Source organism: Amycolatopsis umgeniensis, from assembly GCF_014205155.1.
In the GTDB taxonomy this organism is placed as follows: Bacteria; Actinomycetota; Actinomycetes; order Mycobacteriales; family Pseudonocardiaceae; genus Amycolatopsis; species Amycolatopsis umgeniensis.
In genome coordinates this window covers 6,105,934-6,132,881 of sequence record NZ_JACHMX010000001.1, presented here as the reverse complement: position 1 = coordinate 6,132,881, position 26,948 = coordinate 6,105,934, and the positions used below count along the sequence as shown (strand labels likewise).

Genomic DNA, 26,948 nt, shown 5'->3' with positions numbered 1-26,948 from the left:
TCACGACAGCCTCGGCCGGGCACGCCTTGTCGCTTTTTTGGGAGAAGCTGAAGTATCGGGGAGGTACTCGTGCGCGTCTTCGAAGAAAAGTCCAGAGCGGAACTCATCGGCAAGAAGTCATACTGGCAGATATCGGATCTAGGCCTGAAGCAGGCCGAGTTCGACTATGATCCCGAACTACTGAGACTGATACTCGACAAGGCTCAGCGCATAAAGGACGAGGCCAGCGAGAAACGACATCTGAACCTCCGCTTCATCCGGAAGGCACATGTCGCGATACCCGAGATACTCGAACTGGTCCACCATCCCGGCCGCCTCGACAGGCTCAGCGAACTGGCGGGAACGGCACTCGAGCCGTATCCGGTATCGGTGATCAGCACCACGATCACCTTCATGGGCGCGAACCCGGATGACGGAACGATCGCCTGGCACGCCGACGGAGTGCCGGCCACCGAGATCGTGCCGCTGGCCATGCACGACGTCGAAGGCGGAGAACTGCAGATCTACCACGGAGACTACGAAACCGGCTTCACCAGCCTCGACGAACACGGCGCGTTGTCCGAACGCGATCTGATCACCGTCCCCCATCGACTGGGGGCGAGCACCCTGGCCCAGCTGATGCGCGTCCTGCACCGCACCGCCCCCATCCGGAGCGGGTATCGCGTCAGCCTCAACATGAATCTGCGATCGCGGGACCAGCCTTTCATCGACGACAACCCGTTGTACTACCTGGCCGCGGACAACCCCGACTACGACTGGGTCGACCAGTACCTCAGTGATGTGCGAGGTCGCCAGGTCCCGGCCTACCTGGCCTCGCGCTGGCACGCGAAAGCATAGAGCGGATCAGTCTCCAAAACATCATCTACGCGAAGGTGATCGATGTCGACTGCATACACGCACTTCAATTCAGCGAAGATCAATTTGGATGACGTCTACCGATCCGACGACGCGTCTCCTTATTACGCGGAAATGAGCAGGCTCGACTATCAGATACCACAGAATTCGCTTCCGTGGTTCTTGCGCATCATCGACGAAATCCGAGCCATTCGTGGCGGCGATCGGGTGAAGATACTCGACGTCGGCTGTTCATACGGCGTCAACGCGGCGCTGCTGAAATACGACATCCCTCTCGAAGCTGTCTACCACCACTACGCGACTCGTCCCCAAGGCCAGGTCCGGGCGGCGCGAATAGGCTACGACCAGGCGTTTTTCTCCCGCTTCGCCCCCCGAACCGGCCTGAGCATCCACGGCATCGACATATCCCCTTCAGCCGTGAGCTACGCGACAGCCACGCGACTCCTCGATTCAGGGCACGTGGTCGATCTGGAACACGGCGACGCACCCGACGAACTCCGGCGAACCCTCGACGGAGTGGACCTGATCGTCTCCACCGGATGTGTCGGCTACGTCACCGAGAAGACCTTCGCCAGATTGCTGGGGCACCTACCGCCCGATCGCCTCCCCTGGATTGCCGTCACGGTGCTGCGAACGCTGGATTTCACCGATTTCCTCCACCGGTTCGAGCAATACGGACTCCGGACCGAACGCATCGCCGGGCCGATGAAACAGCGAACCATCGCCGACGACCAGGAACGCGTCTCCGCGATTTCAGCCGCACGGGCGCTCGGAAAACCGACTTCGACGCTCGAAGAACTCGGCTCCCTCTACGCCGACCTGTACCTCTCGATCCCCGGCATCGAGGCCGCGGAAAGCAACCTGACGCCGGCTGTCCGGACAGACGAGGAGATCCTTGATGACCGCGAATCGCCGGTTGTTCACCAGTGAGTCGGTGACCGAGGGACACCCCGACAAGATGTGTGACGCGATCAGCGACACGATTCTCGATGCCCTGCTCGCGATCGATCCCCGCAGCCGGGTCGCGGTGGAATCGTTGATCACCACCGGCCAAGTGCATGTCGCGGGCGAAGTGACCACGGAAGCCTACGTCGACGTGCCCACGCTGGTACGGCAGAAAATCCTCGAGATCGGTTACGACTCGTCGGCGAAGGGTTTCGACGGGGCCTCGTGCGGATGCGACGTCGCGATCGGGTCGCAGTCGCCCGATATCGCGCAGGGCGTGGACACCGCCTACGAGTCCCGTGTGGACGAAGCACTGGACGAGATCGATCGGCAGGGCGCGGGCGACCAGGGGTTGATGTTCGGGTATGCGTGTACCGACACCCCCGAGTCGATGCCTCTGCCGATCGCGCTGGCTCACCGTCTCTCCCGCCGCCTCACCGCGGTTCGCAAGAGCGGCGCGGTTCCCTATCTGCGGCCGGACGGCAAAACCCAGGTGACCATCGAGTACGCGGGCGACCGGCCGGTTCGCGTGGACACGGTGGTCATCTCGAGTCAGCACGCCGAGGGCGTCGACCTGGACACCATGCTGGCGGTGGACCTCACGGAGCAGGTCATCGGGCCGGAGATCGAGTCGCTCGGCCTGGACGCGGACCGGCCGAGGATCCTGATCAACCCGACCGGCCGGTTCGTCGTCGGCGGTCCGATGGGTGACGCGGGACTGACCGGTCGCAAGATCATCGTGGACACCTACGGCGGGATGGCCCGGCACGGCGGAGGTGCGTTCTCGGGTAAGGATCCGTCGAAAGTGGACCGCTCCGCGGCGTACGCGATGCGGTGGGTGGCCAAGAACGTGGTGGCCGCCGGACTGGCGGATCGCGTGGAGATCCAGGTCGCGTACGCGATCGGCAAGGCCGCGCCGGTGGGGCTGTTCGTGGAGACGTTCGGAACCGAGCACGTCGACCCGGGCCGGATCCAGCGGGCGATCGGCGAGGTGTTCGACCTGCGCCCGGCGGCGATCATCCGTGATCTGGACCTGCTGCGGCCGATCTACGCCCAGACCGCGGCCTACGGGCACTTCGGTCGCGCTGACCTCGATCTGCCGTGGGAGCGCACCGATCGTGCCGCCGCGCTCAAAGACGCCGCCGAGGCTTGAGGAGATCAGGGGGCGCGCCCGACCTCCATGGCTCTCGAGCGTTCACCTACCTCCTCCGGCCGGATCCGGTCCGCCAGGCAACCGCGGTGGGCGACGACGGTATGGCTTCCCGGGCCGTCGTTGCTGCGGACGTCGAGGACGAGACCGTCCCCGCCGGCCGAGAGAACGGCGGGGTCTCCGCAGAAGGCACAGGGCCAGCGGAAGGATTCGAGATCCCGAGGCCGGATACTGAGTCGGACCCACGCCGGGGAATTCCACCGGCGAACCTGCTCGACCACCGCGGCGATCTCGGTACCCACCTCTGGGAACAGGGCCCGCAACTCCTCATGACCGCTGGTCGTCCGGCCGAACTGCTCGACCATGTCGATCGAAGCGCCCACCCGCTCGTACCCGGCAAGCCGCACGATCACACCCCAGGGATGGTGACTGAGCACCGTCGCACGGACCAACTGGCCGGGGATGAGCGCGAGACTCTCTGTTTCGAATCGCTCCATGATCGCCTCATCCTCGTCCAGGGGTCAGGTGTGCAGCCGCAGCAGGTCTTCGACTCCTTGGAGGAAGGTTTCGCAGATCGGTTCCGGGTCGGACAGGCAGCCCGTGGCCATTGCTCCGTCACGCAGCAGGACGAAGCGCCGCGCGGTGGGTTCGGCCGGTGCTTTCCCGACGTGGGTCAGCACTTCGGTGATCACGCTCGCGAACCATTCGCGGTGGGCGAGGACTGCTTGGTGCACGGGGTGGGCCGGGTCCGGATACTCCGCGGCGGCGTTGAGGAAGGCACAGCCGCGGAAGCCCTGCGACCGGATGCCCTCCGCGATGGATTCGGCGATCGCCCGGAGGGTCTCGGGCGCCGGCGACTCCCCGGCGACGATGGCGTCCACCTGGCGACGGATGGCCTGGTCGGCTTCCTGCAGGTAGTGGACGATCAGGTCGTCCTTGCCGGGGAAATGCCGATACAGGGTCGCGCGGGTCACCTGCGCCTCGATCACGATCCTGTCGATGCCGACGGAGTGGATGCCCTCCGCGTAGAAGAGCCTGGTCGCCGTGGCGAGCAGCTTGGACCGTGCGCTGGAGGCTTGGCCGCGGACGTTGGTCATTACCGGCATCTTACGGGATAGAACGTTCGGTCTTGACGCGGTCACGGAAAACTGCCAGTCTCAAAGTAGACCGAACGTTCTCCTCACTTTAGGAGCCCCCGTGAGTAGCCAGACCGTCGTCGCGCCCGTCCTGCGACGTTTGTACTTCGCTCGTTTCGGCTTCGCCCTCGTGTGGGCTGGACTGTTGTTCACGAGCGCGTCCAAGCTCGGGCCGGTCAGCGTCGCACTGCTCGTGCTGTACCCACTGTTCGACGTCGTCGCCGCTCTCATCGACCTGCGCTCATCGCAGGACGAGAAGCCCGTTCTGGGTCTCTACGGGAACATCGCGATCAGCGGGATCGCGACCATCGGCCTCGCGATCGCCGCCACCTCCGGCATCCCGGCGGTACTGCGCGTTTGGGGAACCTGGGCGATCGTCTCGGGCCTCATCCAGCTCGCCGTCGGCCTCGGCCGCCGCAAACTGGGCGGGCAGTGGGCGATGATCGCCAGCGGGGCCATCTCCACCGTCGCCGGCACTTCCTTCATCCTGCAAGCCACACAGCAGGACGCGTCATTGGTCAACTTGGCCGGATACGCCGCTCTCGGCGGCGTGTTCTTCCTCGTCTCGGCGATCCGTCTCGGCTACTCCGAGCGCACCTGAACCATCCGGGTGCGCAAGGCCTCGGCGGCTTGCCACGCCTCGTCGATCGGCGCGATCCACTCGTCCTGGTGATCGGGCTCCTGTTCGCCGAGCAGGCTCGAAGAATTCGCGCGTCAACAACGGAGTCAGAAGCGGCTGAGCACGTCTCTCAACGGGTCATCGAAGTAATGCACAGGCACACCTTTACCGAGAAGCCGGGTCCGCAACACTTCCCACTCCGGGCGGAGATCAGGACGGAGAGTGCGTGTGCCGTGGTCCAAAACGGCGTGAAGAGCGTCCTGCACACCAACATAGAAGTCCCGGTCCCGAAACCTCGGGACTCGCAGAAGCACCTCCGGGCACTCGTACGCGACGGCCAACACGGTGTTCGGGCTGATCTTGAAGGTATCTGGGTACTCGACTAGGCGCTGCAGCGCCTTGGTGACGAACTGCTGAGTCAGCGCATGGGCACGTACTCGCAACACGAGTACCAACGCCTCACCCACAGATACGACGTCCGCATCAGACGCGTTTTCCGGTGGGTCGAAGAGGAGGTGCGATCTGTCGTGGAGGACACGAGGGGAGAACAACCGGGCTTGCAGCCACGCAAGTGCCTCATCCGCCCAACCCGGCCCCTGATTGTAAAACTCCGCGCCATCGACCAGAGCAAGCCCACGCCGGATTCGAGAGGCGTGCAAGTCGTCCCCGGCCACCCTGGCGCTCCAGTACTCATCCGCGCCCGGCAGTTCGAAACTCTTGAACAGCGGCGGGTGGTCGACCAGTGTGGCGTTGTCCTTCAAGTTCAACGAGGACAGCAGCGCCAGCCAGCTGTCGTGGTCCAGGCCGGACCGCCACAACGACAGCATCGACCGCCAGTTCGCCAGCGCTTCGGCTTCGTCGTCGCCGAAAGCACCCACCAGTGGGAACCCGACCTCTGGGTCGCTGAACAGAATCGACAGCGTGGTCAGATTCGCCGAATAGGCCGCGAGCTGTCGCACGAAGTCGAGTGGCGTCGGGCGGTAGCCGTCGAACTCCGTCGACCGCCGCCGCTGTCGGAATGATCCGAGCAGGTCCAGCAGCGCTCGGCGAATGTGCTCCTGCTCGTCCGGCGACAGAGCGGCGAAGATCTCTTTCGCGAAGTCACCCACCGACGGCCGCGCTGCCCACGCGTGGTGGGAGAGCAAGGCGAACAGCACCTCGTCGTTGGGAGTGCGCTCCTGGTAGCGGCCACCGTAAGCGGCGTTGGCCAAGGCGGCCAGCTCCCCCACCCCGTGCTGCGCCACCAGGTACTCACCAAAAGTGGCGTGCAGGAACTCGTAGGCACGTTCTTGCGTCCGCATGATCGCCTCGGGTGCGTGGACGAAAAAGAACTCGCCGAGCAACCTGGCACCCTCGTCGTCGGGAAGGTTGGTTCGTCCGGTCAACGCCGTGAGGTCGGACCGCAGATCGGTCTCCCTCACGCTCTGTACCCCGCGGTTGAACATCGCCAGCGCCGCGATCGCCAGCCGAAACACCTGATCCGATACGCAGTTTTCCAGTTCCTGGGGGCGTAACCGGCCTACCGCGTGCTTGCGCACCTCGCGCCGGGCGAAGCTGTCGAAGATCCGCTCGTACAGAGCCGACTTCGACAGGACCGCGTCGAGCTGCGGCGACTTCGGATCGGCGGCGTAGAGGGCGAGCATGAGCAGCAGCAGCGGCTGCTTGGCCAAGTCAGCTTGGTGAAGCGCCTCGGCGGCGGTCAGCTCGCGCACGGTCCCTGATTGGATCGCCCGCAGATTCGTGGCGCGCCACTCGTTCAGCCAGGCGGCGACCTGGTCTTCGTCGAATTCGTCCAGTTTGACCACGGTCGCGCCGTCCGGCACGTCCACCCGATCGGCCACCACGGTCCGAGACGTCACGATGACCGATACCGGCCGGTTCTGCTCGCCTTCGATCCGCTGGAAGTCCATGACCTCCCGTAGGTACTCACTGCGGTCGAAGTCCGCGGCCTGCAGCAGCTCGTCCAGACCGTCCAGCAGGACCACCAAAACGGTGTCCTGGTCGGACAACGCCTGCCACTGCAACCGGTTGTTGCTCGCGATGTCCAGGGCCTGCTGGATCTGGGCGGCGATCGGCGCGCCGGCCGACACACTGCGCAGCGGCACGCGGACCACGGTGTATTCCTCTGGCGGCAGCCGAGCCGCGAGAACCTTCGTCAGGATGGACTTGCCCGCGCCCGGGTGCCCCAGCAGCAACATCGGCACCGACGTGGAGTCGGCCGAGGTGAAGTACGCGGCGAGCATCAGTTCCAGATCCCGCGCGACCGAACGTTCCGACCACCAGTCCTCGTCCGCGATGCGGCTGTCCTTGTCATGCGCCGCCATCCGGTAGTGCGGCGTGACGAAGGCTCGTTCGATCGTCGGGAACACGACATCGGTGTCGTAGCGCTCGGTGTCGCTCGGGACGATGAGCTTGGCGAGCACACCCACGTTCGCGCTGCGTAGCCCTTCGCGTTGCCGGCCGATTTCGGCACTACGGTCGGAGACCAGGCCGAGCAGAACCTGAATCTGGGCGAGTGCCTGCCCCTGGAACTGCAGGACGGCCTGGACATAGGTGCTGACAGCCTCGAGGCGGTGCCTGGTGGCGGCGTGCTCTCCGAGCATGGCCCAGAACACGAACTCCGGCGCTTTCTCCGCCAACTCCAGGTAGTGGGATTGGTATCGATCCAGAACCTGCTCGCGGAAGATCGTGCTGTGCACCGTGTCGGCGCCCGCACCTGCGGTGAGGCCGCTGAGGAAGTCGCGGGTCCTTGCCGTCGCATCATCGACCCAGCCGGCCAGGTTTGACAGGTTCTCCTGGAACCCGCATGACGGCGACGGACACGGGATCACCGACCAGTAGAGGGAATCGTAGTAGTCCTGAGTGTTGTGCTTGCCGGCGCCGATGGTGAGAAATCGCCGTTCCGCGTCAGTGACGGCCAGCTCACGCATCCGCAGAGCGCCGAGGTGTTCCTCCAACACCTCGAAGAACGCTGCGGCAACGATGGTGCTGTGCGCGGCGATGATCAGGTCACGGCGCGCCACACCCCTGATGCCGGCCATCCGGTCCGACAACTTCCCGACCAGGCCTCGTAGCAACCCGGTGGCCTCGTTCTTCTGATCGACCCAGCCCCACACCGCGGCCAGAAGTGCCGCCGGCACGAACGCCGCGCCACCGCCGATCACGGCGGCGGCGCCGGCAGCGAGGATGGTTCCACCCAACACCTTGTCAAGCTTGCCGACCGCCTCTGGCTCGTACTTGCCGAGGATGCGCAAGGCGCCGGCGAACGTGAGGGAAGGCTTGCGAGGCATGGGCGACTCCGAGAAAGTAGGTTTCCTGCTGTACATCGAGCGGAGGACCGCCCCGTTAACATTCGCCACTTGCTCAAGCTGGCAGCGTGAGGGTTCTCCTCAGTGCCACTCCGCTGTTTCGACGTTCTGCCGCAGCTTGAGGATCTTGCCGGCGCCGTGGTGACCGCGGACGTTCGTGTTGGGATAGACCCGGACTCCCCTGCCGAGCAGCGTCCCGGGATTCACCACGACGTTGCATCCTGTTTGGACGTCATCGCCCAGGATGGCCCCCAGCTTCGTGAGCCCGGTGTCGTAGACCGTGCCGTCGACCTCGACCTGGAACGTCTTCCGGCGCCCGGGTGCGGTGATGGGCAGATTGCTCAGTTTGGTGCCGGCACCGAGGTTCACTCCGTTTCCGAGAATGCTGTCGCCGACGTAAGCGAAGTGCGGCGCCTTGGCTTTCGGCAGCATGACGGAGTTCTTCATTTCCGACGCGTGCCCCAGCACGGCTTCGTCCAGCAGAATGCAGTTCTGCCGGACATAGGCGCCATGCCGGATCACCGCACCCGGCCCGACATAGGCGGGCCCGCGGAGGTAAGCGCCGGGCTCGATCCGCGCTCCCGCCGCGACGAACACCGGTTCCGTGCCGATCACCGCACCGGCCATGACTTCACCGTCGATCACCTGCCTGCCGTCCAGCCACGACGCCAAGACTTCTGACAGTCTCGGAAGCAGGTCCCACACCCGGTCGACGCCGTCGAACAACCGCCGAACCGTCGCGTGGTCGAGATCGAAGAAAACACTCGGCTGAACCATCTGAAACCCCTTAGTCGACGTTCTCGACCCACGCCCGGAGAGCCCGTTCGACGGCGTCCCTGACCAGATCGACCATCGGTTCGTCGGGATCACCGTTCGACAAGTGATAAGCGAGTGCGGCGTTGAACGCGTTGTTCTTGCCAGGGACGTCGTGCGACGGCGGCAGCCCCGGTTCGACCGTCACCGGATCGAGCAGATGGCCGTCGATGACGACATATGAGGTGACGGATTCGGCGGTCACCTCGCCGCGCACCACCGTCACCCGAGGGAGCAGATTCGTCCGCCGCGCGTAGATCTTCATCTTTTCCACCGTCGGCAGCTCTTCGTCGACGTCCACGTCCGCCAGTGCCATCAACCGGTGCAGCTCCGGCGGTGTCGAGATGTAGACGTCGATCAGCTGCCTGCTGAACGCATCCAGCAGGGCCTGTGCGGACATCGCGTGATCCTCGGGAAGAAACCTGCCGTGGTCGACGCAGACGATGAGGTTCGGGGAAAGACGCTGGAGCGAGTCGCAGAGTTCCTTGTGCAAGCCGGTCCTGAAGTAGCCCGAGATGTGCAGCACGCCGCCTCGCCCGGTCTTCTTGACCAGTTTGCTCAGCACCGGGCCCCAGCTGAGCCCCTCGAGCGCGCCCTTGTGCGTGAAGGTCGTGCGATAGTCGTCGCCCTTCTGCTTCAGGTGGATCGACACACCCGACTGCACGCTCGGGTCACCGTCTCCGTACCGGCCGCGCTTGATCCACGGCTCCTGCCGCAGCAGCTTCTTCAGTTCACGGCTGAGCATGCCGAGCCCACCGATCCTCGAATACAGGTAGCTCTTCTTCCCGAAGTTTTCATAGAGGTAGTAGCCGACATAACAAGCGGATCCACCCCACGAGCAATGCACTCGGTCGAGATTGCTGTATTCCTTGTTTTCGAGCTGCTTCACCCCGATGGGCCGCACGAGCAGGTCGAGATAGACCCCGCCGAGAATGAAGTAGCCTCGCCGGCGCTGGAGCAACCGCCGCACGGTCCGGAATCGCCATTCGAGCCGAACCTGCCGCCGCCGTATGCCGGTTTTGATCCGCCAACTCGGGTAGAGGCGGTCGGCCTGCCTGCTGACGGCCCGTTCGAGCCAGTCGGGTCCGCTCTTGATCAGTATCCTCCCGCGCCGGAGAATCGGCCCTCGCAACACTCTCACCACGAAACCGGCCACCAAGACAGCAAGGAACTTCGTCGTCACCTCGATGTAGAAGTCCATCGACACCAGAGCTGTGGTTATCACGTGCATCGGCGGCGCCTGCCCTTCACCGGAACGGTCACGAACTGGGGGTAATCCAAGGGTCGGGTTGCGAAAAGGGATTGTTACCGTGGAAGGGAATCGTTACCGAAGGTATCGTGACTTCATGCGGACGAACGCCTGGCAGGGACCGCCCACGGACATATTGGGCCATCCCGCGCCGATCGAGCAGTTCGTGGTCAGGACGGGAGACACGGTCGTCGCGCTGCAGCACGCCCTCGCCTTTCGCGAGGGCTGCTGTTTCACGCTGCAAGTGGCCGTCCGGCGGGGTTCCTGGGACGAGACGGCGTGGAAGGGTTTGACCGACAGGTATTCCACCAGAGGATTCCCTCCCGAGCCGACCGACGCCGACCTGAAGTTCGGAGTCCGCTTCCCCGACGGCTCATCGGCGACCACGGTCGGCGACGCCTTCCACCGCTGGGCGAATCCCGCCGAACGTCCGGAAGCGCCCCGGCTCGTCGACGCGGGCGGCGGATTCAGCAGTGACGACCGGTATTACCAGAGCGATCAACGCCTTTGGCTCTGGCCGCTTCCCCCGCCAGCGCCCTTCGAGTTCGTCATCGAGTGGCGGAAAAGGGACATCGACGCCACTTCCACACCTCTTGACGGAAGTGCTATCGTCCGCGCGGCCGAACGGGCCCGGCCGTACTGGTCCTGATTTCCCCGAGGCGCGTCGACAGCGTTTCATCGATATTTCATCGACGCTCCTTAACGTTCATCGGGGAATTCACCAGCGGGGAGAAACCGATGAGAAAAGCCAGAGCACGCTCACTCACGACAGCCGTCCTGTCCGCCGTCACCCTGGCCTGCGCGATCGCCGGTTCAGGGGTGGCACAGGCCGCCGCCAAGCCCGACGGCGCGTGCGGGCCGGTCATGTTCGTCGTACCGGGCTACCAGGACGGCGGGGCCCAGAAACTTCTGGACCCGGCGCTCGCGCCCGGTGGCGCCGATCCGGTGCGCATCCCGTATCCGAACAGTGCCGGGGACGTCAACCTGTACGCCGACGTCGACGCAGGTGTCGCCAACCTCAGGACGGCGCTTTACAACCTCTACGTCACCTACGGCTGCGATCTCGACACCAAGGTGTACATCGTCGGGTTCAGCCTCGGCGCCCTCGTCGCGGGCACCGTACTGGAGACCGAGCCGCCCGGACGGAACGTCCAGGGGGTGCTGTTCGCCGACGGCAGGCGGCAGCCTGTCGAGTCGAACTGGCCGGGTGACCCCGGCGGGCTGATCGGGCACCTGCCCGTTCCCGGTCCCGGCGGCGCCGGTTTCCGGCCGCTGGACTCTTTCCGATACCCGACATTGAGCCTGTGCAACGGCCCCAATTCGGGCGGTGGCGCGGATTTGATCTGTTTCGGCGGCACCAATCTGGACAGCTACTTCAGCTCGCACCCGTATTACAGTTTCGAGGTGGGCAACGAGCTGAACATCCACGGTGAAGGCCCGTACCCGTTCAACCTGAGGAACCGCGTCATCCCGTGACCCGTCGCGGTCGCTGGTGCGTCGGCGGGGTCCGTTCTGCCCGCGCACCAGCGATTGTGCGGCAGGTTGCGAGGCGGCCCGAGGTTCTGCCCGCGGGGACAGGACGGATCGGACCTTCGGGCAACCCTGCGCCGTAGCGGCCCCCCGAAGCAACCCGATTCCGGTTCTGACGTCTTCCGGGCAAAGCTTCGAAACAAAGGCCGCGAGAGGGGCACTGAAATGGAATTCACCGCGAAGAAGACAATCAAAATGGTCATGGTGGGCGGGGCGATCGCCGCCACCGCGCTCCTTTCCGCGTGCAGTGGGAACAGTGTCGCGGGAAACAATTCTCCGGTGAAGAACGCGGCCGTCGAGCAGGTTCCGGATGGCGGCGGCCAGGGGGCGGCCGCCGGGGGTTCCGGCGGCACGGCGAACGGCGACGTCAACTGCAGCCGGCACGGTGGCCCGGTCGGTGCGCCCGGGCGGGTGAAGATGGATCTGATCGCGGTGGCCGCCACCGACGGCACCACGCCGGGCTGCACCGAGGCGTTCACCGTGATCGCCGAGTACTACGAGAAGCTGCCGCAGGCCGAAGGCCCCGGCGAGCGGGTGCTCGACGTCCAGGGGAAGTGGACCTGCGCCCGCCAGGCGGACGCGGCGGGCAGCCAGGGCGCGGTGGTCTGCGGCGTGCCCAACAGCTCCCTGCAGCTGGAAACCAGGCCCTCGGGCGGAACCGGACAGGTCCGGAAGTTCCCGAACTCCACCCAGCGGGTGCAGTTCAGCGGGTACGACGCCAAAGCGCGGATGGTGCGCTTCGAGCTGGTCGGCCACGAGCGGGACACCCAGTCCGCGCCGCTCGACGACAAGACGTACCGGCTTCCGCTGCAGAAGGCCGTCAAGGTGTTCAGCGCGGCCACGCTGTGCCCGAGCGACTCGGTCACCATCGACGACGAGGGCTACGGCAGCCGGCCGTGCGGTCAGGATCAACTGCTCCAGCAGTTGAAGGACGGCAACCCGGTACTCGCGCGGATCACCGTGAACGGCGACGACCAGATCACCGTGGTCAAGGAGATCTACCGCCCCTGATCCGAGGGAACCGAAGAACAGGCAACCGTGCCGGGTCACTGCTTGCGTGCCGGCTTCGGGTGTCGCGAAAGCCACTTTCGGGACGTCTGATGTCCCGAAAGTGGCTTTCGCGACATCAGGGTGGCAACCTTACCTCTCGATAATAAGCATGTGCGTATCATCTTCGGCATGATCAGGAGCAAATGGATCACCGGCCCCGCGGCGGACGTCACGGGAGACGTGCTGGTCAGTGTCACCGAGTTGACACTGGACCACTTCCGGCGCACGCCCGGCGCTTACCTGGCCGGCTACTCGCTCAGCCGCGAGTGGCCTCGGCTGGCCGGCGCCGTCGGCCAGTGGCTGTGGGCCGATCCGCTCCGACGGCGGCTGGGGTCGGTCTCGGTATGGCGTGACCGCAAAGGCTTGCGCGGTTTCGTCGGGCTCCCCGCGCACGTCGCGATCATGCGGAAGTATCGCGACCTCGGCACCACTCGCGCCACCAGCTGGCATGCCGCCGATGCCGACCCACTGACCATCTGGCGGACGGCGAGCCGGTGGTTGCGAGACGAGACACAACCGGCGGTGTAGCAAGCGCTCAGTTTGGTATGCCAAAGTGGTCGCGCTGGGGTCTCGTCGAGGAAGGTGCTCTCCGTGTTGATCCGTGACGTCCGCCCGTGGGGTGGACCACGCAGTGACGTCGACGTGGCCGACGGCCTCATCGCCGCGGTGCGGCCGCACGATCCCGCCGCCGTGACGGCGCCCGGCACGGTCGAAGGACGCGGGCGGCTGCTGTTCCCGTCGTTCAGCGACGTGCACGTCCACCTGGACTCGACTCGTGTCGGCCTGCCGTTCCGGCCGCATACGGGCGCGCCGGGCGTGTGGGCGATGATGCTGAACGACCGCGAGAACTGGCGCGACGCCGAGGTTCCGCTGCCCGAGCGCGTGGCCGGGACGCTGGAGCGGATGATCGCCAACGGCACCACACGGGTGCGCACCTACGCGCAGGTGGACGTCGACTGCCGACTGGAGAAGCTCGACGCCGTGCTCGCCGCGAAGGAGCGCTTCGCCGGGCACGCGGACGTCGACGTGATGGCGTTCCCCCAGGCCGGGATCCTGCGTGAGCCCGACACCGTGGACGTGCTGGAGGCTTCGCTGCGCTCGGGCGCCACGGTGGTCGGCGGGATCGACCCGTGTTCGCTCGACAAGGACCCCAAGGGCCATCTCGACGTCGTGTTCGGGCTCGCCGAGAAGTACGGCGTGGAGGTGGACATCCACCTCCACGAACCGGGACATCTGGGCGTGTTCTCGACCGATCTGGTGATCGAGCGGGTCCGCGCGCTGGACATGCGCGGCAAGGTGACCATGTCGCACGCGTACGAGCTGGGTTCGATCTCGGAGTCGGTGAGCCGCCGCCTGATCGACACGTTCGCGGAACTGGACATCGCGATGGCGACCGTCGCACCGTCCGTCGACGGCCAACTGTCCCTGGCGGATCTCACGACAGCGGGTGTCCGCGTCGGTTTGGGCGAGGACGGCCAGCGGGACTACTGGAGCCCGTACGGCAACTGCGACCTGCTCGACCGCACCTGGCAGCTGGCCTTCACGCACGGCTTCCGCCGCGACGACCTGATCGAAATGGCGCTGGCCGTCGCGACGATGGGCGGCGCGTCGATCATGCGCCACGACGTCCCGCGGCTGGCCGGCATCGCCGACCGTCCCGGCGTGGCCGTCGGCGACCGCGCCGACCTGCTGCTGGTGGACGGCGAAACGCCGACGAGCGCGGTGATGGACCGCGGCAAGGACCGCACGGTGCTGCACGACGGCGTTGTCGTGGCCGACGGCCTGTCGGTGGTGGACCTCTGACCCACCGGCCGGCGACGGGCGGCCCGCCCCCAGGGAGATGGGGACGGGCCGCCGTCCAGCGAACCGTCAGCCGTCGTACCAGCCGTACTTGACGATGTGGCCGTAGCCGCGGCAGTTGCCACCGAAGAGCCAGTTGCCCCGTCCCACCAGCGGCCCGTAGTGGTCGCTGCCGTCCGAGCAGTGCGTCCAGGCGCCACTGCGGCCGCGGTCGACGAGCACGGTGGCCTTCCAGGTGACGCCGTCGTAGTAGGTCGTCGTCCACCTGCCCACGTGACTGGTGCCGACCTCCCCGCCGGTCGCCGAGTGATGCGTCACCTTGGTGTCGGCGGACGCCGTGCCCGCGCCTGCGAGCAGCACACCCCCGGCCAGCGCGACGGCCCCCACCGTCGCCGCGATTCCGCGAATCCCCACGTTATTCATTTCCCCTCCATTGATCATTTCCGATTTCCGAAAAACGAGGGCCGCGTCTCGCACGGCACCCGCTGCATCCTGTCTAGTGCGCCGGAAGCGTTCTGTGCCGGGGAGTGGACAACGAACGACAAACGTCTGGACAATGACAAAAAGCAGACACCTTGGGGGGTGGCTGATGCCACGGCATGAGCGTCCATTCGTTACGGAAGAAGATTCATTGTCACAGTTCGCGGGGGATCTGCGGAGGCTGCGCGAGAACGCCGGAAGTCCGCCGTACCGGGAATTGAGCAAGCGGGCCCACTACTCGGCGAGCACCTTGTCCGACGCGGCGGGCGGCCGGAAACTACCGACCTTGGCGGTGACGTTGGCCTATGTCCGCGCGTGCGAAGGTGACATCGCCGAGTGGGAGGAGCGCTGGCACGGAACGGCCGCGGTGAACCGTGTCCCGGAGCCGGAGGAAACCGATGAAGTGATCCCCTATCCGGGTCTCGAATCATTCGGCGCGCACCAGGCGGGCTATTTCTTCGGCCGCGAGTGCCTTGTCGAAGAATTGTCGCGCCAAGTCACCGAACGACGACTCCTCGCGGTTTCCGGCGCTTCGGGATCGGGCAAGTCGTCCTTGCTGGAGGCCGGGCTGATAGCGGACGTCCGGCGATCCGGCCGGGAATGGCCGATCCTGCGGTTCACGCCCGGGCCGCATCCGCTCCGGGAGACCGCTGTCCAGCTGGCCGCGGCGAGCGGCGGATCGGCGGTCCGGCTGCACGGGGAGCTGACAGTGGATCCGGCCGGACTGCATCTGCTCGTCCGTCAGCTCCTGGCCGAGCGGCACGCGGACGCGGAACTGCTGCTCGTGGTCGATCAGTTCGAGGAGGTCTTCACCCACTGCCGGAACGCCCAGGAGCGTGATGCCTTCGTCGCGGCGCTCCTGCACGCCGTCCAGGAGCGCGACAGCCGGGCCCGGCTCGTACTCGGCGTGCGTTCGGACTTCGTTCGGCGCTGCGACCGGTACCCGGCGCTCGCCGAGGCGCTGCGCACCGGAAGCAGGGTCGACGCCGGGCCGATGACCGCGGAGCAGCTGCGTTCCGCGATCGTGCGCCCGGCGATCGCCGCCGAACGTCAGCTGGAAGGCGCGCTGGTCGCCACGGTCATGGCCGAGGCGGCGGGCAGGCACGGCGCCCTCCCGCTGGTCTCCCAGGCGATGCGCCGGACCTGGCAACGCCGTCACGGCGCCACGCTCACCCTCGCCGCGTACCAGGCGGCCGGCGGGATGACGCGCGCTCTCGCCTGTACCGCCGAGGAGGTCTTCGGCGAGTTCGACCGGCTCGGGCGGCAGCGGGCACGGGACGTGTTCATCCGGCTGACCACACTCGGCGCCGACGGCCACGACACTCGGCGTCGCATCCCCGCCGACGAGCTCGACCCGTCCGCCGGGCCGGTGCTCACCCGGCTGATCGACGCCCGCCTCGTGACCGCCGACGCCGACGGGCTCGAGCTCGCGCACGAAGCGCTCATCCGGGAGTGGCCGCGGCTCCGGACTTGGCTGTCCACCGACCGCGGCGGCCTGTACCTGCACCGGCGGCTGACCGAAGCCACCGCGTTGTGGGAGCGCGCGGACCGCGATCCGGCCCCGCTCTACCGAGGGAGCCAGCTCGACGAAGCGACCACTTTGCCCGGAAGGGCGATGCTGACACTCCGGGAACGCGAGTTCCTGAACGCGAGCATCGAGGCTCGCGACGAGGAGAACGTCCAGGCGCACAGGTCCGCCTCGAGGCTCCGACGGCTCGCGGCCGCGGTGGTGGTCGTGAGCGGGCTGGCGGCGGTTTCGGCCGCGCTGGCCGTGCGGGAACGGAGGCTGGCTTCGGCGCTTTGCTGACGAATCCGTTCCCGTGCCACGCGTCTGCCGGAAGCCAGGACTGGGCCCACCCGACGCGGTAGCATCACCGGGGCCAGCTGATATGGCCGCCACCGTCGGCCGAATCGCTGTTCCGTTCTTTGGGAGGTAGCTCGATGTACAGCCCGTCCGCCCGGTCCTTCCCGGTGCCGCTGAGCCCCGGTGACCCGGTCCGGGAAGCGGCACTCCAGGCCGCCACCGCACGACTCGACGAGTTCTTCGGCGATCGTGTCCGGGTGGAGGTGGAACAGCTCGACCGCGTCGGGCCCTGGGTGTTCCTGCAAGGGACGATGCGCGGCACCGAGGCCGGTCGTCCGTATTACGCCGGCACCGTCTACGAAGAACGCCGGGCCGACGGCGTCATGTCCGACGTCTACGTCGCCCTGCTCAAGAAGAGGGACGAAGCGGCCGCCGACGACGACGCGCGGTCTTGGCGCTTGTCCGACTATGCCATCGGCCCGACCGATGTCGCCTGGCTGACCTGGCCGGACGAGCACGAAGCACCGCGCACGCTGTTCGGTTTCTGAACCCGTCCGCCCCGCCGGCACTGTCCGGCGGGGCTCACCGGGTGGATCAGGTCGGCGGGGTCAGGATTTTGACGAGGCCGCCGCCGCCACCCATGCTGATCTTCTGGGAACCGTCGGGGTTGACGTTGTTCGAGCCGATGAACTGACCATCGCCCGCGTACAGCACGACGTGCCCGCCGTTGTTCGAGATCACCACGTCGCCGGGCTTGGCCTCGGAGAGCGGTACCGACTTCCAGCCGTCCGCTTCGAGGTTGGCCGTCAGACCCGCGACGGAAGCGCTGGCCTGGCCCTTGTCGATGAGGCCGGACGCCTCCAGGCAGCCCGAAACGAAGTTCGCGCAGTTGACGTTGTTGGGCACCCAGGACTGCATCGCGGGCAGCTCACCGCTGCGCTTGAGGTCACCGGCGTTGCGGCCGAGGAACTGCTCGGCGATCTTGGCCGGGTTGTCGCCCTGCGCGTCGATCGGCTTGGCGGGCCTTCCGTCACCCTGGACTCCGGCGACACCACCGCCGCCTCCGCCACCACCGCCGCCGTCTCCTCCGCCGTGGTGGGAGGGAGGCGCGCTGACCCGGGAATCGACGGGAGTGGCGTTGACGCTCGACGCCGTGGTCTGACCAGTGTCGGCGGGCACCAATTCGAGGAAACCGTCCTCGATTTCGAGGCCGAGCGGTTTGAGGAGATCGTCGATCTGCTTTTCGGCCTCGTCGAGCGCCCGCTCGATCTCGTCTTTCTTGCCGTTGGAGTCCTTCTCGTTGAGCTGCCGGAGCCGCTCGATGTCCGACGCGGCCGCGGCGATCTCGTTCTCGTCCTCGGAACTGTTCTTCCGCTTCCGGGCCGCGCCGATCAGGGCGCGATTGTCCGCGTCCTTGTCGTTGGCTTCCTGCGCGAGCTGGGCGACCTTCTTCTTGGTGTCGTCCAGGATCTCGGAAACGCGCTGAAGGATGTTCTTGGCCGCTTCGGCCTTGTCACTGACCTTGTAGCTGGCCTTGCCGAGCTTTTCGAGGTGGTCGGCGACGGCGTCGGCGTCCTTGCCTTCCCATTCGCGCAGCACGTCGTCGCGGAAGACCTTGAGATCGTCTCCCAGATCGTTGGCGCGCGTGGCGGCTCCGCCCACCTTCGCCGCCTGGTCGTTGACGGCGCTCGCGTTGAGCTTCTGTGCCTGCTGGGCGTGCTTGTCGATGGCGTCCAGCGACTTCGGCCGGTCATGCGACGGGTCGTCGAGCGCACGCTGATCCCGCTCCGCGGTGGTCATCGGTCAAATCCCCCTGGTTCCCGTCTTCAGTCCGATCAAGACCGCTCGCGGTTGCCGCCGAGGGTGTGGACACCCGCGGCCTCGTCGTTACGCATACGTTCGGCAGCGTGAGCCAGTGCCACGGACGCGGCGTCGACGAGCTTCTCCGCGGCGGCCAAATGGGCGTTCACTCCGGAGTGAAAACCCTTCACCGTCTTGCCCGTGGTGGCCGCGTTGCTCAGGTCGCCGAACGCGCCGCCCGGGTCGCCGTCGCCCAGTTCCTTGCCCGTTTTGCTGAAGCCGTCCTTGAGCCCGCCGACCTTCTTGGCCAGCGCGGCGATCTGCTCTGGATCGAATCGGCGAGTCATGAGTGCTCCCTCACTTGCTGTCCCACGCTGCTCTACCGCGCAGCCTAGAAGCTCACAGTCACCCGTGCGCCCCGTTTCCCGAAACGCGGATGACCACATTCGTGTACACCGACGCATCCGGCCGCGCTTTGGTTCCCCACGTCGGCGGGAAGAGCTTACCGCGTCGGTATCCGCATTCCCCCGGACCGAAACGGGAGGCGCCCCGGAACCCGGGAGAGGTTCCGGGGCGCCTGTCGACGGGGTCGGTTCAGCGGAAAGCGGCGATGGACCGGGCCGTCCAGTCGGCGAAGGTGCGCGGGGCGCGGCCGAGGACCCGCTGGACGTCGGGGCTGACGCGCAGCTCCGCCGGGCTCGGGGAGCCGAGGATGTCCAAAGTGTCGTCGGCGAGTTCCGCCGGCATGCTCAGGGCCATGCCGGCCTTGGCCTCGTCGCGGGTGAGCTCGTGGAACCGCACCGGCGAGCCGAGCGCGGTGGCGATGGCCTCCGTCTGCTGACGCGGCGTGATCACCTCGGGGCCGGTCAGCTCGTGGACACCGCCGGTGTGCCGGTCTTCCAGCAGGCAGGCCGCCGCGACGTCGGCGATGTCCGCCGGGTCGATGATCGGCACCCCGACGTCGCCGAAGGGCGCGGCGACGACCTGCCGCTCACGGACGGACTCCGCCCACCACAGGGCGTTGGACGCGAAGCCGCCCGGCCGCAGGATGGCCCAGTCCATCCCGGACTCCCGCAGCTTGTCCTCCACCTCTCGCAGCGCGATCCGCGTCGAGCCGAAGGGTCTGGTCGCCACACCCAGCGAGGAAAGCAGGACGACCCGGCGAACCCCGCCGGCCGCGGCGCGGCCGATGAGGTCGGCCGGACTGGCCCTGGCGGCGTGCAGGTCGCCGGACAGCAGCAGGAACAACGCCTTCGCCCCGGTCAGCACGGGCTCGAGACCGGCGGGGTCGGCCAGGTCGGCCACCACGTGGCGGACGCCGTCCGGCACCGCCGCGGTGTGCCGCGACACCGCCGTCACCTGCTGACCCGCCTCGGCCAGCGCCTGTGTCAACGGCTTGCCGATGTTTCCGGTTGCCCCGGTCACCACGATCATGAACTGCTCCTCGTCCGATGTCTTCTGTGATCGAGACGCTAGGAGCCGAGCTAACTTTTGGTAAGGACATACCTCGGGGTAAGCTCCTGCTATGGCGGAAGGCGAACAGCTCAGGGAGACCGGGTCAGGGCGGCCTTATGAGGTGTTTCACACCGACTGCCCCGCACGCGACGTGGTCGACCACGTGACCAGCCGGTGGGGTGTCTGGGTGCTCATCTCCCTGCGGAACACCGACCTCCGGTTCTACGAACTGCGCGAAAGCATCAGGGGGATCAGCGAGAAGATGCTCGCCCAGACGCTGCGCGCGCTGGTCCAGGACGATCTGGTGTGGCGGAAGGTCGAACCGACGACACCGCCCCAGGTCACCTACGGGCTGACCGAGTTCGGCCGGGACGTCGGCGAACCGCTGACGGAGCTTTTCGACCGGATCACGGAGCGGTTGTCACCGACCAAGCCGGCCACGGGGGCGGTGAGTCCGTGAAGGCCTCCTTCCCTACTCGCAAGGTGAGGGTGTGTGGAAATAGGGACGTTGAACGTCCCTATTTCCACACACCCCCTTTGAGTCGCTGGTTCGCCCGCCTGTCGTGACCGGACCGGTCACTCGGGACCGTGTGGATTTCGGGACGTCCAACGTCCCAAAATCCACACAGTCCTGAAGGCCACCTTGGAGACGTTGAACGTCCCCAAGGTGGCCTTCAGGACACGGGTCCACGTCCCGTCCATGTCACGCGGGCCGAAGGCGTCCTTCATCCCGTGAGATGAGGTGAAGGGCCCCATCACCCCGCCCCCAACACCCACCACTGGCGCCTCACCGACGGATTCGGTGATCCACCGCGATCCAGTTCGTTTCCCACGTCGTCCCGCCGTCCGCCGAGAACGCCTGCTCGAAGCGCGCGTCGTCCGGACCCTGCCGGACGACGAGGAAACGCACCTTGATCGGACGGCCGCCGTACTGGTCGTCGCCGTGGAACTCGCCGACACCGTCGCGGAAACCGCCGTACACCGCCGGGGTGGGCAGACCGTCGCGGATGTTGACGAAGGTCAGGCTCCACCGCCGCGCCTGCGGCTCGTACAGGCGCAGGTTGAGCGCCTCGATGCGCCCGTTCGCCCCCGAGACCTCGAATTCGAGGACGTTCGCCCGCCGGTCCAGCAGTGGGCGAACGGTGCTCGTGCCCGCGAACTGCAGCCACTGGTCCGCGGAGTCCGAAAGGGGCTCGGCGAGGACTCGTACCGTGGAGCGCCAGGTGCCGATCTCCCAGTCGAAGGCGCGTTGGCCGTCGGCGGTGCCGGGCGGCGTCGAGGCGTCGCCCGACACCGCCGTCGCGATCAGCATGAAGGCCGAAAGGCCCGCTATCAGGATTCGTCTGTATGGCACGGTCATGGTCCGACTATCCGAGTGGAGCACGGCCATGGACAAGAAGGCACCCTCAGGTAACCCCTCCCGTCCCAATCCGCTGCCCGGCTGCCCGATGGCGGCGGCGTTCGCCGCGTTCGGCGGGAAGTGGAAGCTGACCCTGCTGTACTGGCTCGCCCACGGCGAGACCCATTTCGCGGGTCTCCGCCGCAGGGGTGCGCCGATCACGCCCAAGGTGCTGGCCGAACAACTGCGCGAACTCGAGGCCGACGGACTCGTCGAACGCGTGGTGACCGGTCCGGTCCCGGCGCGGGTCCTGTACCGGCTCACGCCTTACGGGACAACGGTTTTGCCGGTGGTCGAAGGAGTCAGGGTCTGGGGTGAGACGCATCTTCGGCGCACCGGCGGGGAGGCCGCGCCGAATCCGGCGATGGGGTGTGCCGGCGCGATCGGTTAGTCACTTCGGTTGCTTCCGTCGCGCGGCCGTCGCCGTGGCGAGGGTCTGGAGAACCTCTTGGGTGGCGGCCATGTCGATGCAGGCGTCCGTGATGGACTGTCCGTAGGTGAGCGGCCTGTCGGGGTGGAGGTCCTGCCGGCCCGCCTGGAGGTTGGATTCGAGCATGACGCCGACGATGCCGCGCTGGCCGGTCCTGATCTGGTCGGCGATCTGCTCGGCGACGACGGCTTGCCGGAGGTGGTCCTTGCGGCTGTTGTCGTGACTGGCGTCGATCACGACCCGCCGCGGCAGGCCCGCGTTCTGCAGCATGGTGAGTGCCGCGCGGACGGACGCGGGGTTGTGGTTGGGCGCGGTGTTCCCGCCGCGCAGGACGAGATGGCAGTCGGGATTGCCGACGGTGTGCAGGATGGCGGGCAGGCCGCTGGGGTCGACGCCGGGGACGACGTGGCGGGCCTCGGCGGCACGGATGGCGTCGACGGCGACGGTGACATCGCCGTCACGGCGGTTCTTGAAACCGACGGGCATGGACAGGCCGCTGGCCAGCATGCGGTGGTTCTGGCTTTCCACGGTCCTGGCGCCGATCGCACCCCAGGAGACCGTGTCGGCGAGATAGGCCGGAATGGTGGTGTCCAGCCATTCGCACGCGGCGGGCAGGCCGCCTTCGGCGAGTTCGAGGAGCAGGTCCCGCGCGATGCGCAGCCCGCGGTTGACGTCGCCGGTGCCGTCGAGGTGCGGGTCGTTGATGAGCCCTTTCCAGCCGCCGACCGTACGGGGTTTTTCGAAGTACACGCGCATGACGATCAGGAGATCGTTGACGAACCGGCCCGCGACGGAAGCGAGGCGATCGGCGTACTCGAGGGCCGCGGCGGGGTCATGGATGGAGCAGGGGCCGGCGATCACGAGCAGCCGGTCGTCCGTGCCGTCGAGGACGTTGAGGACGGTTTCGCGGCCTTGCCGCACCGTGTCCGCCGCGGTCGCGCTGAGCGGCAGTTCGTGGTGCAGCAGGGCCGGGGTGACCAGGGGGACCATACGGTCGATGCGCTGGTTGTCGAGATCGACGGCGCCGATGGTTGTCATCAAGGATATCCAGGGTTTCTGCCGGCACCGGGCGAAGGGAAAGCCGGGATTTCCCGGCCCGGCCGGCGGTCTCGGGTGAACGACGAAACAGGCTCGGAAAAGCCCGGCTCTACTCAGCGAGGAGTTTTTCGGTGATGTCTCTTACACCGAAAATCTCCCACCATCCCTCACTCAAAACAATGGAAAAAGCCCTGTCCAACTTCTTTTGTCGCCGACCGCCGGGAATTCAGCGCCCCGTCCAGATCGGATCCCTTTTCTCGGCGAAGGCACGGGGCCCCTCGCTCGCGTCGGCGCTCCGCTGACGGCGTTCCTCCCACGGATACGAGGCCTTGAAGGCTTCTTCGAGCGGGAGGTCGAGTGAACGCAGTGCGGCCTCCTTGATCGCGCGGACCGAAAGCGGGGCGGCGCGCACGAGGCTGTCCGTCCATTCGGCGACGCACCGATCCAGTTCGGCGAACGGGACGACCTCGTTCACCAGTCCGTGGTGAAGCGCCGTCGCCGCGTCCATCCGGCGCCCGGTCAGCAGATAGCCCATCGCCACCTTCTGCGGCAGCTGCCTCGGCAGCCGGAACACGCCTCCCGCACCGGCGATCAGCCCGAGTCGGACCTCGGGCAGGGCGAACACCGCCGCCTCGGAGGCGATGACGATGTCGCAGGCCAGCATCAGCTCGAAGCCGCCGCCCAGCGCGTATCCGTGCACCCTGGCGACCACCGGCTTGGACAGCGTGAACCGGTCGGTCAACCGGGGATGACCCGGCTGCCCGCCACTGCCGAACGTCGAGGCCCCCACACCCGCCTCGGTCAGCCGCGCGCGTTCCTTGAGGTCCTGGCCGACGGAGAACGCGCGGTCCCCCGCGCCGGTCAGCACCACCGCCCTGATGTCGTCGTCGGCCTCGACGTCGTCCCAGATCCCGGCGAGTTCCGTGTGCATCCGCCGGTCCATCGCGTTCAGCACTTCGGGCCGGTCCATCGTCACGTGGGCGACGTGATCCTTCTTTTCGTACCGCACCCGGGTTTCGCTCATCGTGATCCCACCGCGAAGCCGTCCACCTTGCCGATCACGTCCGCGCCGTAGATGCGCAACGCCTGCTGCAACGCGAATTCGGCCATGTACCGGCGGAATTCCTCCGGCGGTTCCTCGGCGAGGTTCACCATGCGCCGGTTGGCCGCCACCGCTTCCCCGTCGAGACGGGCCAGCGCGCCGTCGATCGCCGCGTCCATCTCCTCCGGCGCGACGACCTCGTCGAGGATCAGCCGCGCGTCCGGCTCGTCCGCCTGGATCCGGCGGCCGCCGAGGATCACCTGCCGCGCCACCCGAGGTCCGGTGAACCGGGAAAGCCGGAAGTTCGCCGCCCCGGGGATGATCCCCTCCTTGGCCGCGGGCAGGCTGAGGTACGCGTCGGACGCCGCGAGCACATGGTCGAAGGCCAAGAGGAGCTGCGTCCCGCCGCCGATGGCGAAGGAATCGACTGCGGCCATCCAGGGCTTGTCGACGAACCGCGAGTGCCACGAGCCGTCCGTGAGCACCCCGCGGACGATCTTGTGGATATAGCCCAGTTCCCGACGCAGAAGGAAATCGACGAGCGGGATGTCGCCCGAGCTCAGCTTCTTGAGGTTGATCCCCGCGCAGAACACCCGGCGCCCCTCGTACCGGGGATGAGTCATCACCCCGCCCCGCAGCAGTGCCACCCGGACGGACGGGTCGAGCAGCACCAGGTCGACCGCGGTCTCCATGTCGTCGACCTGCTGGGCGTCCTCGGCGTTCAAACAGTCGTCCCGGCACAGGGTCAGATACGCGACGCCGTCACGGCGTTCCAGCCGGACGGCTTCCATCCGGACCAAACCGGTCTCGGTGAATTCGGGCAACAGCCGCAACGCCCGGGAAGTGGGGCGGAGCATGGCGTCGAGCAGATGCGGACCGGCCTTCGGGGCACGCAGGATCCCGCGCAGGAAGATGCCCTGGTCGATCTCACGTCCCGTCTTTTCCGCCTGCGGCAGCGCGCGCTCGGCCGCCATCTGCTCTTCCGTCGGCACCAGGCCGGGGAAAGCGAGGGCGGCGGCACCGACGAGTTCGTCGATGCGCAGGTATCTCGTCCGGCCGTCGGTGAGTTCGGCGTAGATCTCTTCGGCGTGCGCCTCCACGAAGGCGGCGCGCATCGCCCGGACGCCGTCGTCGACCCGGTGAGCCTCCCCCGCCAGGGCCCGAAGGTCGAGCCCTGGCGGAAGAGTCACCGAATCCGTTGTCACGACTTGGCTTCCCGTCGCAACGCCCGGTCCGCCGCGGCGAGGTGGGCGCCGAGTGCCTCCTCGAAGGTGGTCGAGCCCGCTTCGAAGATCAGCTGCCGCCGGATCGCCGTCTCCGCGCCGTCCGTGGCACCGGCCAGTTCGGCCAGTGTCTTCGCCGGATCCGCGGACACCTCGTCGATCAAGTTGAGCGCGAGAGCGCGATCGGTCTCGATCGGCGTTCCGAGCAGGACGGCCCGCCGGATTCCCGCCGCGCCGGCCTGCTGGGTGAGCCGGTAGACGGTCATCCCCGGCCAGGCGCCGCCGCCCGCCCACGAGAGCAGCAACCGCGTCCCCGGTTCGGCGATCCGGACGTCGGCGGCGAGCAGGAGGTCCAGCGCCATTCCGGCACACTCCCCCGACGCCACCGCGGCGGTGAGCCTGCCGAGCCGTTCGAACCGGCGCACGACCCGTTCCCATTTGTTGACCAGGCCGACGGCCAGCCCTTTCGCCCAGTCCGCGGGCGGGGCACCCGTGACGTGGAGGGTGACCGGACCCGGTTCCCGATGGTCCTCGGCCCGATCGCAGAGCGCGTCGATCTCCTCGACCGCCGCGGCCGACAAGGGCCGTGCGCCGTCGAAACGCAGCACCAGTTCGTCGTTCACTTCGTTACGCGTCACCATTGGATAAGCGCCATTTCGATCGTGGAGCCGGGCCCCATGGTCATGAGCACGCCGTACTCACCGGGACGGGCCACGTCCTCGTCGGCGAGACGCTCGTAGGAGAAGAGGAAGGAGCCGCTGGAGAGGTTCCCGTAGTCACGGAGCACACCGGTGGTGTGGCGGACGTCGTACCGGCTCAGGCCGAGATTGACGACAACGGCGTCGACGACCTTCTTGCCGCCGGAATGCACCAGCCACTGGGCGATGTCGCTGCGGCGCAGGCCCGTACCCGACAGAAGCCTGTCGATCACGATCTCGGCGTGCGCGCCGACCACGTAGGGAATCTGCGGGTCGAGGAAGAAGCTGAACCGGTCCTGCTCGCGATCCCAGTCGTAGCGCATCGCTTCGACCGCGTCGGTGATGATGTAGCTCGCGAACTTCAGGACCCGGGGGCCGGGCACCCGGCCGTCACCGGAAATGACGGCGAGGGCCGCCGATCCGTCGCCGAAGAGGCTGTTGACCACCGCGGTCCGCATGGTGCCGTCGAGGGCGTACGCGGCGGAACAGGCTTCGCTGCACAGAACGACGCCGAGCTCGCCCGGATGTGCCGCGGACCAGCCCGAGACCACGTTGAGCGCGTTCAGGCCCGCGTTGCAGCCCATGCCCACGATGTCCGAACGGCTGCAATGCGGGTCGATGCCCATCTCGCGGATGATCAGCGCGCTCAGGCCGGGGGTCAGGAAACCAGTCGAGGTGACGCAGCACAGGTGACGCAGGTCCGAAAGTGTGGCCCCCGCCGATTTCAGGCAGGCCTCGAGCGCCCGGCATCCCATGTCGACCGCGATCTTCTTGTGCTTGTCCAGCAGATCGCCCTGCGGTTCCGAGACTCGCTCCCCGCCGGGACCCTCCGGCGGAAGTGTGAGGAAGCGCCGGTCGATCGCGCTGTTCAGGAAGATCGACCGGATCTTGGGATCCTCGATGTCGAGGATTTCGAGGAGCTCGGATTGCGAGTAGGACGACGCGGAAACCGCTGTCCCCACCCCGGCGAACCGGGTTATTTCGGTCAGCCCGGTGAAAACGGAAAGGTCTTCGGCGGGTTCGGCAATGGCGGTCATCGGTACATCCACCCCCATGTTCTGAGCTTGCTTCGGAGCAGCTGCTTGAACTGCGCAGCGAGCATTGATCTCACCTTTCGCGGAACT

Annotated in this window: 28 protein-coding genes; 13 read left to right on the top strand and 15 right to left on the bottom strand. The window is 67.0% G+C overall.

The annotated features are described in order from the left end of the window. The first annotated feature begins 69 nt into the window (after nucleotides 1-69). The 3 genes from HDA45_RS28830 to metK are packed head-to-tail and all read left to right on the top strand — an operon-like array spanning nucleotide 70 to nucleotide 2,953. On the top strand, nucleotides 70-837 hold the full coding sequence (locus HDA45_RS28830; protein WP_184900548.1) for a hypothetical protein: 768 nt from the start codon (nucleotides 70-72) through the stop codon (nucleotides 835-837). Nucleotides 838-879: 42 nt separating this feature from the next. Next, nucleotides 880-1,785, top strand: a complete 906-nt coding sequence (locus HDA45_RS28825) for a class I SAM-dependent methyltransferase (protein WP_184900546.1) — start codon at nucleotides 880-882, stop codon at nucleotides 1,783-1,785. Next, complete coding sequence (gene metK, locus HDA45_RS28820; protein ID WP_184900544.1) at nucleotides 1,754-2,953, top strand: methionine adenosyltransferase; 1,200 nt, start codon at nucleotides 1,754-1,756, stop codon at nucleotides 2,951-2,953. Before HDA45_RS28825 ends, metK begins: the two co-directional genes overlap by 32 nt. Nucleotides 2,954-2,958: 5 nt before the next feature. On the opposite strand, the gene HDA45_RS28815 is transcribed toward metK, so the two are convergent. Both HDA45_RS28815 and HDA45_RS28810 read right to left on the bottom strand, forming a co-directional pair. Beyond that, nucleotides 2,959-3,447, bottom strand: a complete 489-nt coding sequence (locus HDA45_RS28815) for a hypothetical protein (protein WP_184900542.1) — start codon at nucleotides 3,445-3,447, stop codon at nucleotides 2,959-2,961. A gap of 24 nt (nucleotides 3,448-3,471) precedes the next feature. Further along, the gene (locus tag HDA45_RS28810; protein ID WP_184900540.1) at nucleotides 3,472-4,047 is read right to left on the bottom strand and encodes a TetR/AcrR family transcriptional regulator; all 576 of its coding nucleotides are present in this window, start codon (nucleotides 4,045-4,047) and stop codon (nucleotides 3,472-3,474) included. A gap of 100 nt (nucleotides 4,048-4,147) precedes the next feature. On the opposite strand from HDA45_RS28810, the gene HDA45_RS28805 reads away from it, so the two are divergent. After that, entirely contained in the window at nucleotides 4,148-4,687 is a 540-nt protein-coding gene (locus tag HDA45_RS28805; RefSeq protein WP_184900538.1) for a hypothetical protein, read from the top strand. Between the two features lie 125 nt (nucleotides 4,688-4,812). Here HDA45_RS28805 and HDA45_RS28800 read toward each other — a convergent pair whose 3' ends face one another. The 3 genes from HDA45_RS28800 to HDA45_RS28790 form a co-directional block, all read right to left on the bottom strand. Continuing rightward, nucleotides 4,813-7,995 (bottom strand): NACHT domain-containing protein, encoded by a 3,183-nt coding sequence (locus HDA45_RS28800; RefSeq protein ID WP_184900536.1) that lies wholly within the window; start codon nucleotides 7,993-7,995, stop codon nucleotides 4,813-4,815. Between the two features lie 99 nt (nucleotides 7,996-8,094). Further along, nucleotides 8,095-8,790, bottom strand: coding sequence for an LbetaH domain-containing protein (locus HDA45_RS28795; RefSeq protein WP_221471258.1), 696 nt, complete (start codon nucleotides 8,788-8,790; stop codon nucleotides 8,095-8,097). 10 nt (nucleotides 8,791-8,800) lie between these two features. Then, nucleotides 8,801-10,057 (bottom strand): hypothetical protein, encoded by a 1,257-nt coding sequence (locus HDA45_RS28790; protein WP_184900534.1) that lies wholly within the window; start codon nucleotides 10,055-10,057, stop codon nucleotides 8,801-8,803. A gap of 115 nt (nucleotides 10,058-10,172) precedes the next feature. Here HDA45_RS28790 and HDA45_RS28785 point away from each other — a divergent pair, with 115 nt between their 5' ends. From HDA45_RS28785 to HDA45_RS28765, 5 genes are all read left to right on the top strand, one after another. Beyond that, nucleotides 10,173-10,724 carry a hypothetical protein gene (locus HDA45_RS28785; RefSeq protein ID WP_184900532.1) on the top strand — a complete coding sequence of 184 codons (552 nt, stop codon included), beginning with the start codon at nucleotides 10,173-10,175 and terminating at the stop codon, nucleotides 10,722-10,724. An 89-nt stretch (nucleotides 10,725-10,813) separates the two neighbouring features. Next, nucleotides 10,814-11,551, top strand: coding sequence for a lipase family protein (locus tag HDA45_RS28780; protein ID WP_184900530.1), 738 nt, complete (start codon nucleotides 10,814-10,816; stop codon nucleotides 11,549-11,551). A 219-nt stretch (nucleotides 11,552-11,770) separates the two neighbouring features. Next, nucleotides 11,771-12,616, top strand: a complete 846-nt coding sequence (locus HDA45_RS28775) for a hypothetical protein (RefSeq protein ID WP_184900529.1) — start codon at nucleotides 11,771-11,773, stop codon at nucleotides 12,614-12,616. A 168-nt stretch (nucleotides 12,617-12,784) separates the two neighbouring features. Then, nucleotides 12,785-13,183, top strand: coding sequence for a hypothetical protein (locus tag HDA45_RS28770; RefSeq protein WP_184900527.1), 399 nt, complete (start codon nucleotides 12,785-12,787; stop codon nucleotides 13,181-13,183). 63 nt (nucleotides 13,184-13,246) lie between these two features. Continuing rightward, nucleotides 13,247-14,458, top strand: coding sequence for an amidohydrolase family protein (locus HDA45_RS28765; protein ID WP_184900525.1), 1,212 nt, complete (start codon nucleotides 13,247-13,249; stop codon nucleotides 14,456-14,458). A 66-nt stretch (nucleotides 14,459-14,524) separates the two neighbouring features. On the opposite strand, the gene HDA45_RS28760 is transcribed toward HDA45_RS28765, so the two are convergent. Beyond that, nucleotides 14,525-14,878: a hypothetical protein gene (locus HDA45_RS28760; RefSeq protein ID WP_184900523.1), complete on the bottom strand. Its 354-nt coding sequence runs from the start codon at nucleotides 14,876-14,878 to the stop codon at nucleotides 14,525-14,527. A gap of 208 nt (nucleotides 14,879-15,086) precedes the next feature. Here HDA45_RS28760 and HDA45_RS28755 point away from each other — a divergent pair, with 208 nt between their 5' ends. Together HDA45_RS28755 and HDA45_RS28750 are read left to right on the top strand one after the other, a co-directional pair. Beyond that, nucleotides 15,087-16,742 (top strand): nSTAND1 domain-containing NTPase, encoded by a 1,656-nt coding sequence (locus HDA45_RS28755; protein WP_184900521.1) that lies wholly within the window; start codon nucleotides 15,087-15,089, stop codon nucleotides 16,740-16,742. Between the two features lie 134 nt (nucleotides 16,743-16,876). Beyond that, nucleotides 16,877-17,287 carry a hypothetical protein gene (locus HDA45_RS28750; RefSeq protein ID WP_184900519.1) on the top strand — a complete coding sequence of 137 codons (411 nt, stop codon included), beginning with the start codon at nucleotides 16,877-16,879 and terminating at the stop codon, nucleotides 17,285-17,287. 46 nt (nucleotides 17,288-17,333) lie between these two features. Here HDA45_RS28750 and HDA45_RS28745 read toward each other — a convergent pair whose 3' ends face one another. From HDA45_RS28745 to HDA45_RS28735, 3 genes are all read right to left on the bottom strand, one after another. Continuing rightward, a complete protein-coding gene (locus HDA45_RS28745) occupies nucleotides 17,334-18,539 on the bottom strand; it encodes a peptidoglycan-binding protein (RefSeq protein ID WP_184900517.1) in 1,206 nt (401 codons plus the stop codon). Nucleotides 18,540-18,574: 35 nt separating this feature from the next. Then, a complete protein-coding gene (locus HDA45_RS28740; RefSeq protein ID WP_184900515.1) occupies nucleotides 18,575-18,886 on the bottom strand; it encodes a hypothetical protein in 312 nt (103 codons plus the stop codon). A 247-nt stretch (nucleotides 18,887-19,133) separates the two neighbouring features. After that, nucleotides 19,134-19,973 carry an SDR family oxidoreductase gene (locus HDA45_RS28735; protein WP_184900513.1) on the bottom strand — a complete coding sequence of 280 codons (840 nt, stop codon included), beginning with the start codon at nucleotides 19,971-19,973 and terminating at the stop codon, nucleotides 19,134-19,136. A 91-nt stretch (nucleotides 19,974-20,064) separates the two neighbouring features. Here HDA45_RS28735 and HDA45_RS28730 point away from each other — a divergent pair, with 91 nt between their 5' ends. After that, a complete protein-coding gene (locus tag HDA45_RS28730; protein ID WP_184900511.1) occupies nucleotides 20,065-20,454 on the top strand; it encodes a winged helix-turn-helix transcriptional regulator in 390 nt (129 codons plus the stop codon). A 327-nt stretch (nucleotides 20,455-20,781) separates the two neighbouring features. On the opposite strand, the gene HDA45_RS28725 is transcribed toward HDA45_RS28730, so the two are convergent. Beyond that, nucleotides 20,782-21,354 (bottom strand): hypothetical protein, encoded by a 573-nt coding sequence (locus HDA45_RS28725; protein ID WP_221471257.1) that lies wholly within the window; start codon nucleotides 21,352-21,354, stop codon nucleotides 20,782-20,784. 28 nt (nucleotides 21,355-21,382) lie between these two features. Between HDA45_RS28725 and HDA45_RS28720 the strand changes: the two genes are divergently transcribed. Then, entirely contained in the window at nucleotides 21,383-21,784 is a 402-nt protein-coding gene (locus HDA45_RS28720) for a winged helix-turn-helix transcriptional regulator (RefSeq protein ID WP_246480822.1), read from the top strand. Here HDA45_RS28720 and HDA45_RS28715 read toward each other — a convergent pair whose 3' ends face one another. The 5 genes from HDA45_RS28715 to dpgA all read right to left on the bottom strand — a co-directional run bounded on the left by HDA45_RS28715 (nucleotide 21,785) and on the right by dpgA (nucleotide 26,861). Next, a complete protein-coding gene (locus HDA45_RS28715; protein ID WP_184900510.1) occupies nucleotides 21,785-22,861 on the bottom strand; it encodes a 3-deoxy-7-phosphoheptulonate synthase in 1,077 nt (358 codons plus the stop codon). A 226-nt stretch (nucleotides 22,862-23,087) separates the two neighbouring features. Then, nucleotides 23,088-23,885: an enoyl-CoA-hydratase DpgD gene (gene dpgD, locus HDA45_RS28710; protein ID WP_184900508.1), complete on the bottom strand. Its 798-nt coding sequence runs from the start codon at nucleotides 23,883-23,885 to the stop codon at nucleotides 23,088-23,090. After that, nucleotides 23,882-25,108 carry a (3,5-dihydroxyphenyl)acetyl-CoA 1,2-dioxygenase DpgC gene (gene dpgC / locus HDA45_RS28705; RefSeq protein ID WP_184900506.1) on the bottom strand — a complete coding sequence of 409 codons (1,227 nt, stop codon included), beginning with the start codon at nucleotides 25,106-25,108 and terminating at the stop codon, nucleotides 23,882-23,884. Before dpgC ends, dpgD begins: the two co-directional genes overlap by 4 nt. Then, on the bottom strand, nucleotides 25,105-25,749 hold the full coding sequence (dpgB, locus tag HDA45_RS28700) for an enoyl-CoA-hydratase DpgB (protein WP_343072178.1): 645 nt from the start codon (nucleotides 25,747-25,749) through the stop codon (nucleotides 25,105-25,107). The genes dpgC and dpgB overlap by 4 nt, the downstream gene beginning before the upstream one ends. 11 nt (nucleotides 25,750-25,760) lie before the next feature. Next, on the bottom strand, nucleotides 25,761-26,861 hold the full coding sequence (gene dpgA, locus HDA45_RS28695; RefSeq protein WP_184900502.1) for a 3,5-dihydroxyphenylacetyl-CoA synthase DpgA: 1,101 nt from the start codon (nucleotides 26,859-26,861) through the stop codon (nucleotides 25,761-25,763). Nucleotides 26,862-26,948 lie beyond the last annotated feature (87 nt).

What these genes read in the sequence shown, in the direction of transcription:
- HDA45_RS28825 (WP_184900546.1), top strand. Translation starts at nt 880, where the DNA reads ATGTCGACTGCATACACGCACTTCAATTCAGCGAAGATCAATTTGGAT.
- metK (WP_184900544.1), top strand. Translation starts at nt 1,754, where the DNA reads ATGACCGCGAATCGCCGGTTGTTCACCAGTGAGTCGGTGACCGAGGGA.
- HDA45_RS28815 (WP_184900542.1), bottom strand. Translation starts at nt 3,447, where the DNA reads ATGGAGCGATTCGAAACAGAGAGTCTCGCGCTCATCCCCGGCCAGTTG.
- HDA45_RS28810 (WP_184900540.1), bottom strand. Translation starts at nt 4,047, where the DNA reads ATGACCAACGTCCGCGGCCAAGCCTCCAGCGCACGGTCCAAGCTGCTC.
- HDA45_RS28800 (WP_184900536.1), bottom strand. Translation starts at nt 7,995, where the DNA reads ATGCCTCGCAAGCCTTCCCTCACGTTCGCCGGCGCCTTGCGCATCCTC.
- HDA45_RS28795 (WP_221471258.1), bottom strand. Translation starts at nt 8,790, where the DNA reads ATGGTTCAGCCGAGTGTTTTCTTCGATCTCGACCACGCGACGGTTCGG.
- HDA45_RS28790 (WP_184900534.1), bottom strand. Translation starts at nt 10,057, where the DNA reads ATGCACGTGATAACCACAGCTCTGGTGTCGATGGACTTCTACATCGAG.
- HDA45_RS28785 (WP_184900532.1), top strand. Translation starts at nt 10,173, where the DNA reads ATGCGGACGAACGCCTGGCAGGGACCGCCCACGGACATATTGGGCCAT.
- HDA45_RS28780 (WP_184900530.1), top strand. Translation starts at nt 10,814, where the DNA reads ATGAGAAAAGCCAGAGCACGCTCACTCACGACAGCCGTCCTGTCCGCC.
- HDA45_RS28775 (WP_184900529.1), top strand. Translation starts at nt 11,771, where the DNA reads ATGGAATTCACCGCGAAGAAGACAATCAAAATGGTCATGGTGGGCGGG.
- HDA45_RS28770 (WP_184900527.1), top strand. Translation starts at nt 12,785, where the DNA reads ATGATCAGGAGCAAATGGATCACCGGCCCCGCGGCGGACGTCACGGGA.
- HDA45_RS28760 (WP_184900523.1), bottom strand. Translation starts at nt 14,878, where the DNA reads ATGAATAACGTGGGGATTCGCGGAATCGCGGCGACGGTGGGGGCCGTC.
- HDA45_RS28750 (WP_184900519.1), top strand. Translation starts at nt 16,877, where the DNA reads ATGTACAGCCCGTCCGCCCGGTCCTTCCCGGTGCCGCTGAGCCCCGGT.
- HDA45_RS28745 (WP_184900517.1), bottom strand. Translation starts at nt 18,539, where the DNA reads ATGACCACCGCGGAGCGGGATCAGCGTGCGCTCGACGACCCGTCGCAT.
- HDA45_RS28740 (WP_184900515.1), bottom strand. Translation starts at nt 18,886, where the DNA reads ATGACTCGCCGATTCGATCCAGAGCAGATCGCCGCGCTGGCCAAGAAG.
- HDA45_RS28735 (WP_184900513.1), bottom strand. Translation starts at nt 19,973, where the DNA reads ATGATCGTGGTGACCGGGGCAACCGGAAACATCGGCAAGCCGTTGACA.
- HDA45_RS28730 (WP_184900511.1), top strand. Translation starts at nt 20,065, where the DNA reads ATGGCGGAAGGCGAACAGCTCAGGGAGACCGGGTCAGGGCGGCCTTAT.
- HDA45_RS28725 (WP_221471257.1), bottom strand. Translation starts at nt 21,354, where the DNA reads ATGACCGTGCCATACAGACGAATCCTGATAGCGGGCCTTTCGGCCTTC.
- HDA45_RS28720 (WP_246480822.1), top strand. Translation starts at nt 21,383, where the DNA reads ATGGACAAGAAGGCACCCTCAGGTAACCCCTCCCGTCCCAATCCGCTG.
- HDA45_RS28715 (WP_184900510.1), bottom strand. Translation starts at nt 22,861, where the DNA reads ATGACAACCATCGGCGCCGTCGATCTCGACAACCAGCGCATCGACCGT.
- dpgD (WP_184900508.1), bottom strand. Translation starts at nt 23,885, where the DNA reads ATGAGCGAAACCCGGGTGCGGTACGAAAAGAAGGATCACGTCGCCCAC.
- dpgA (WP_184900502.1), bottom strand. Translation starts at nt 26,861, where the DNA reads ATGACCGCCATTGCCGAACCCGCCGAAGACCTTTCCGTTTTCACCGGG.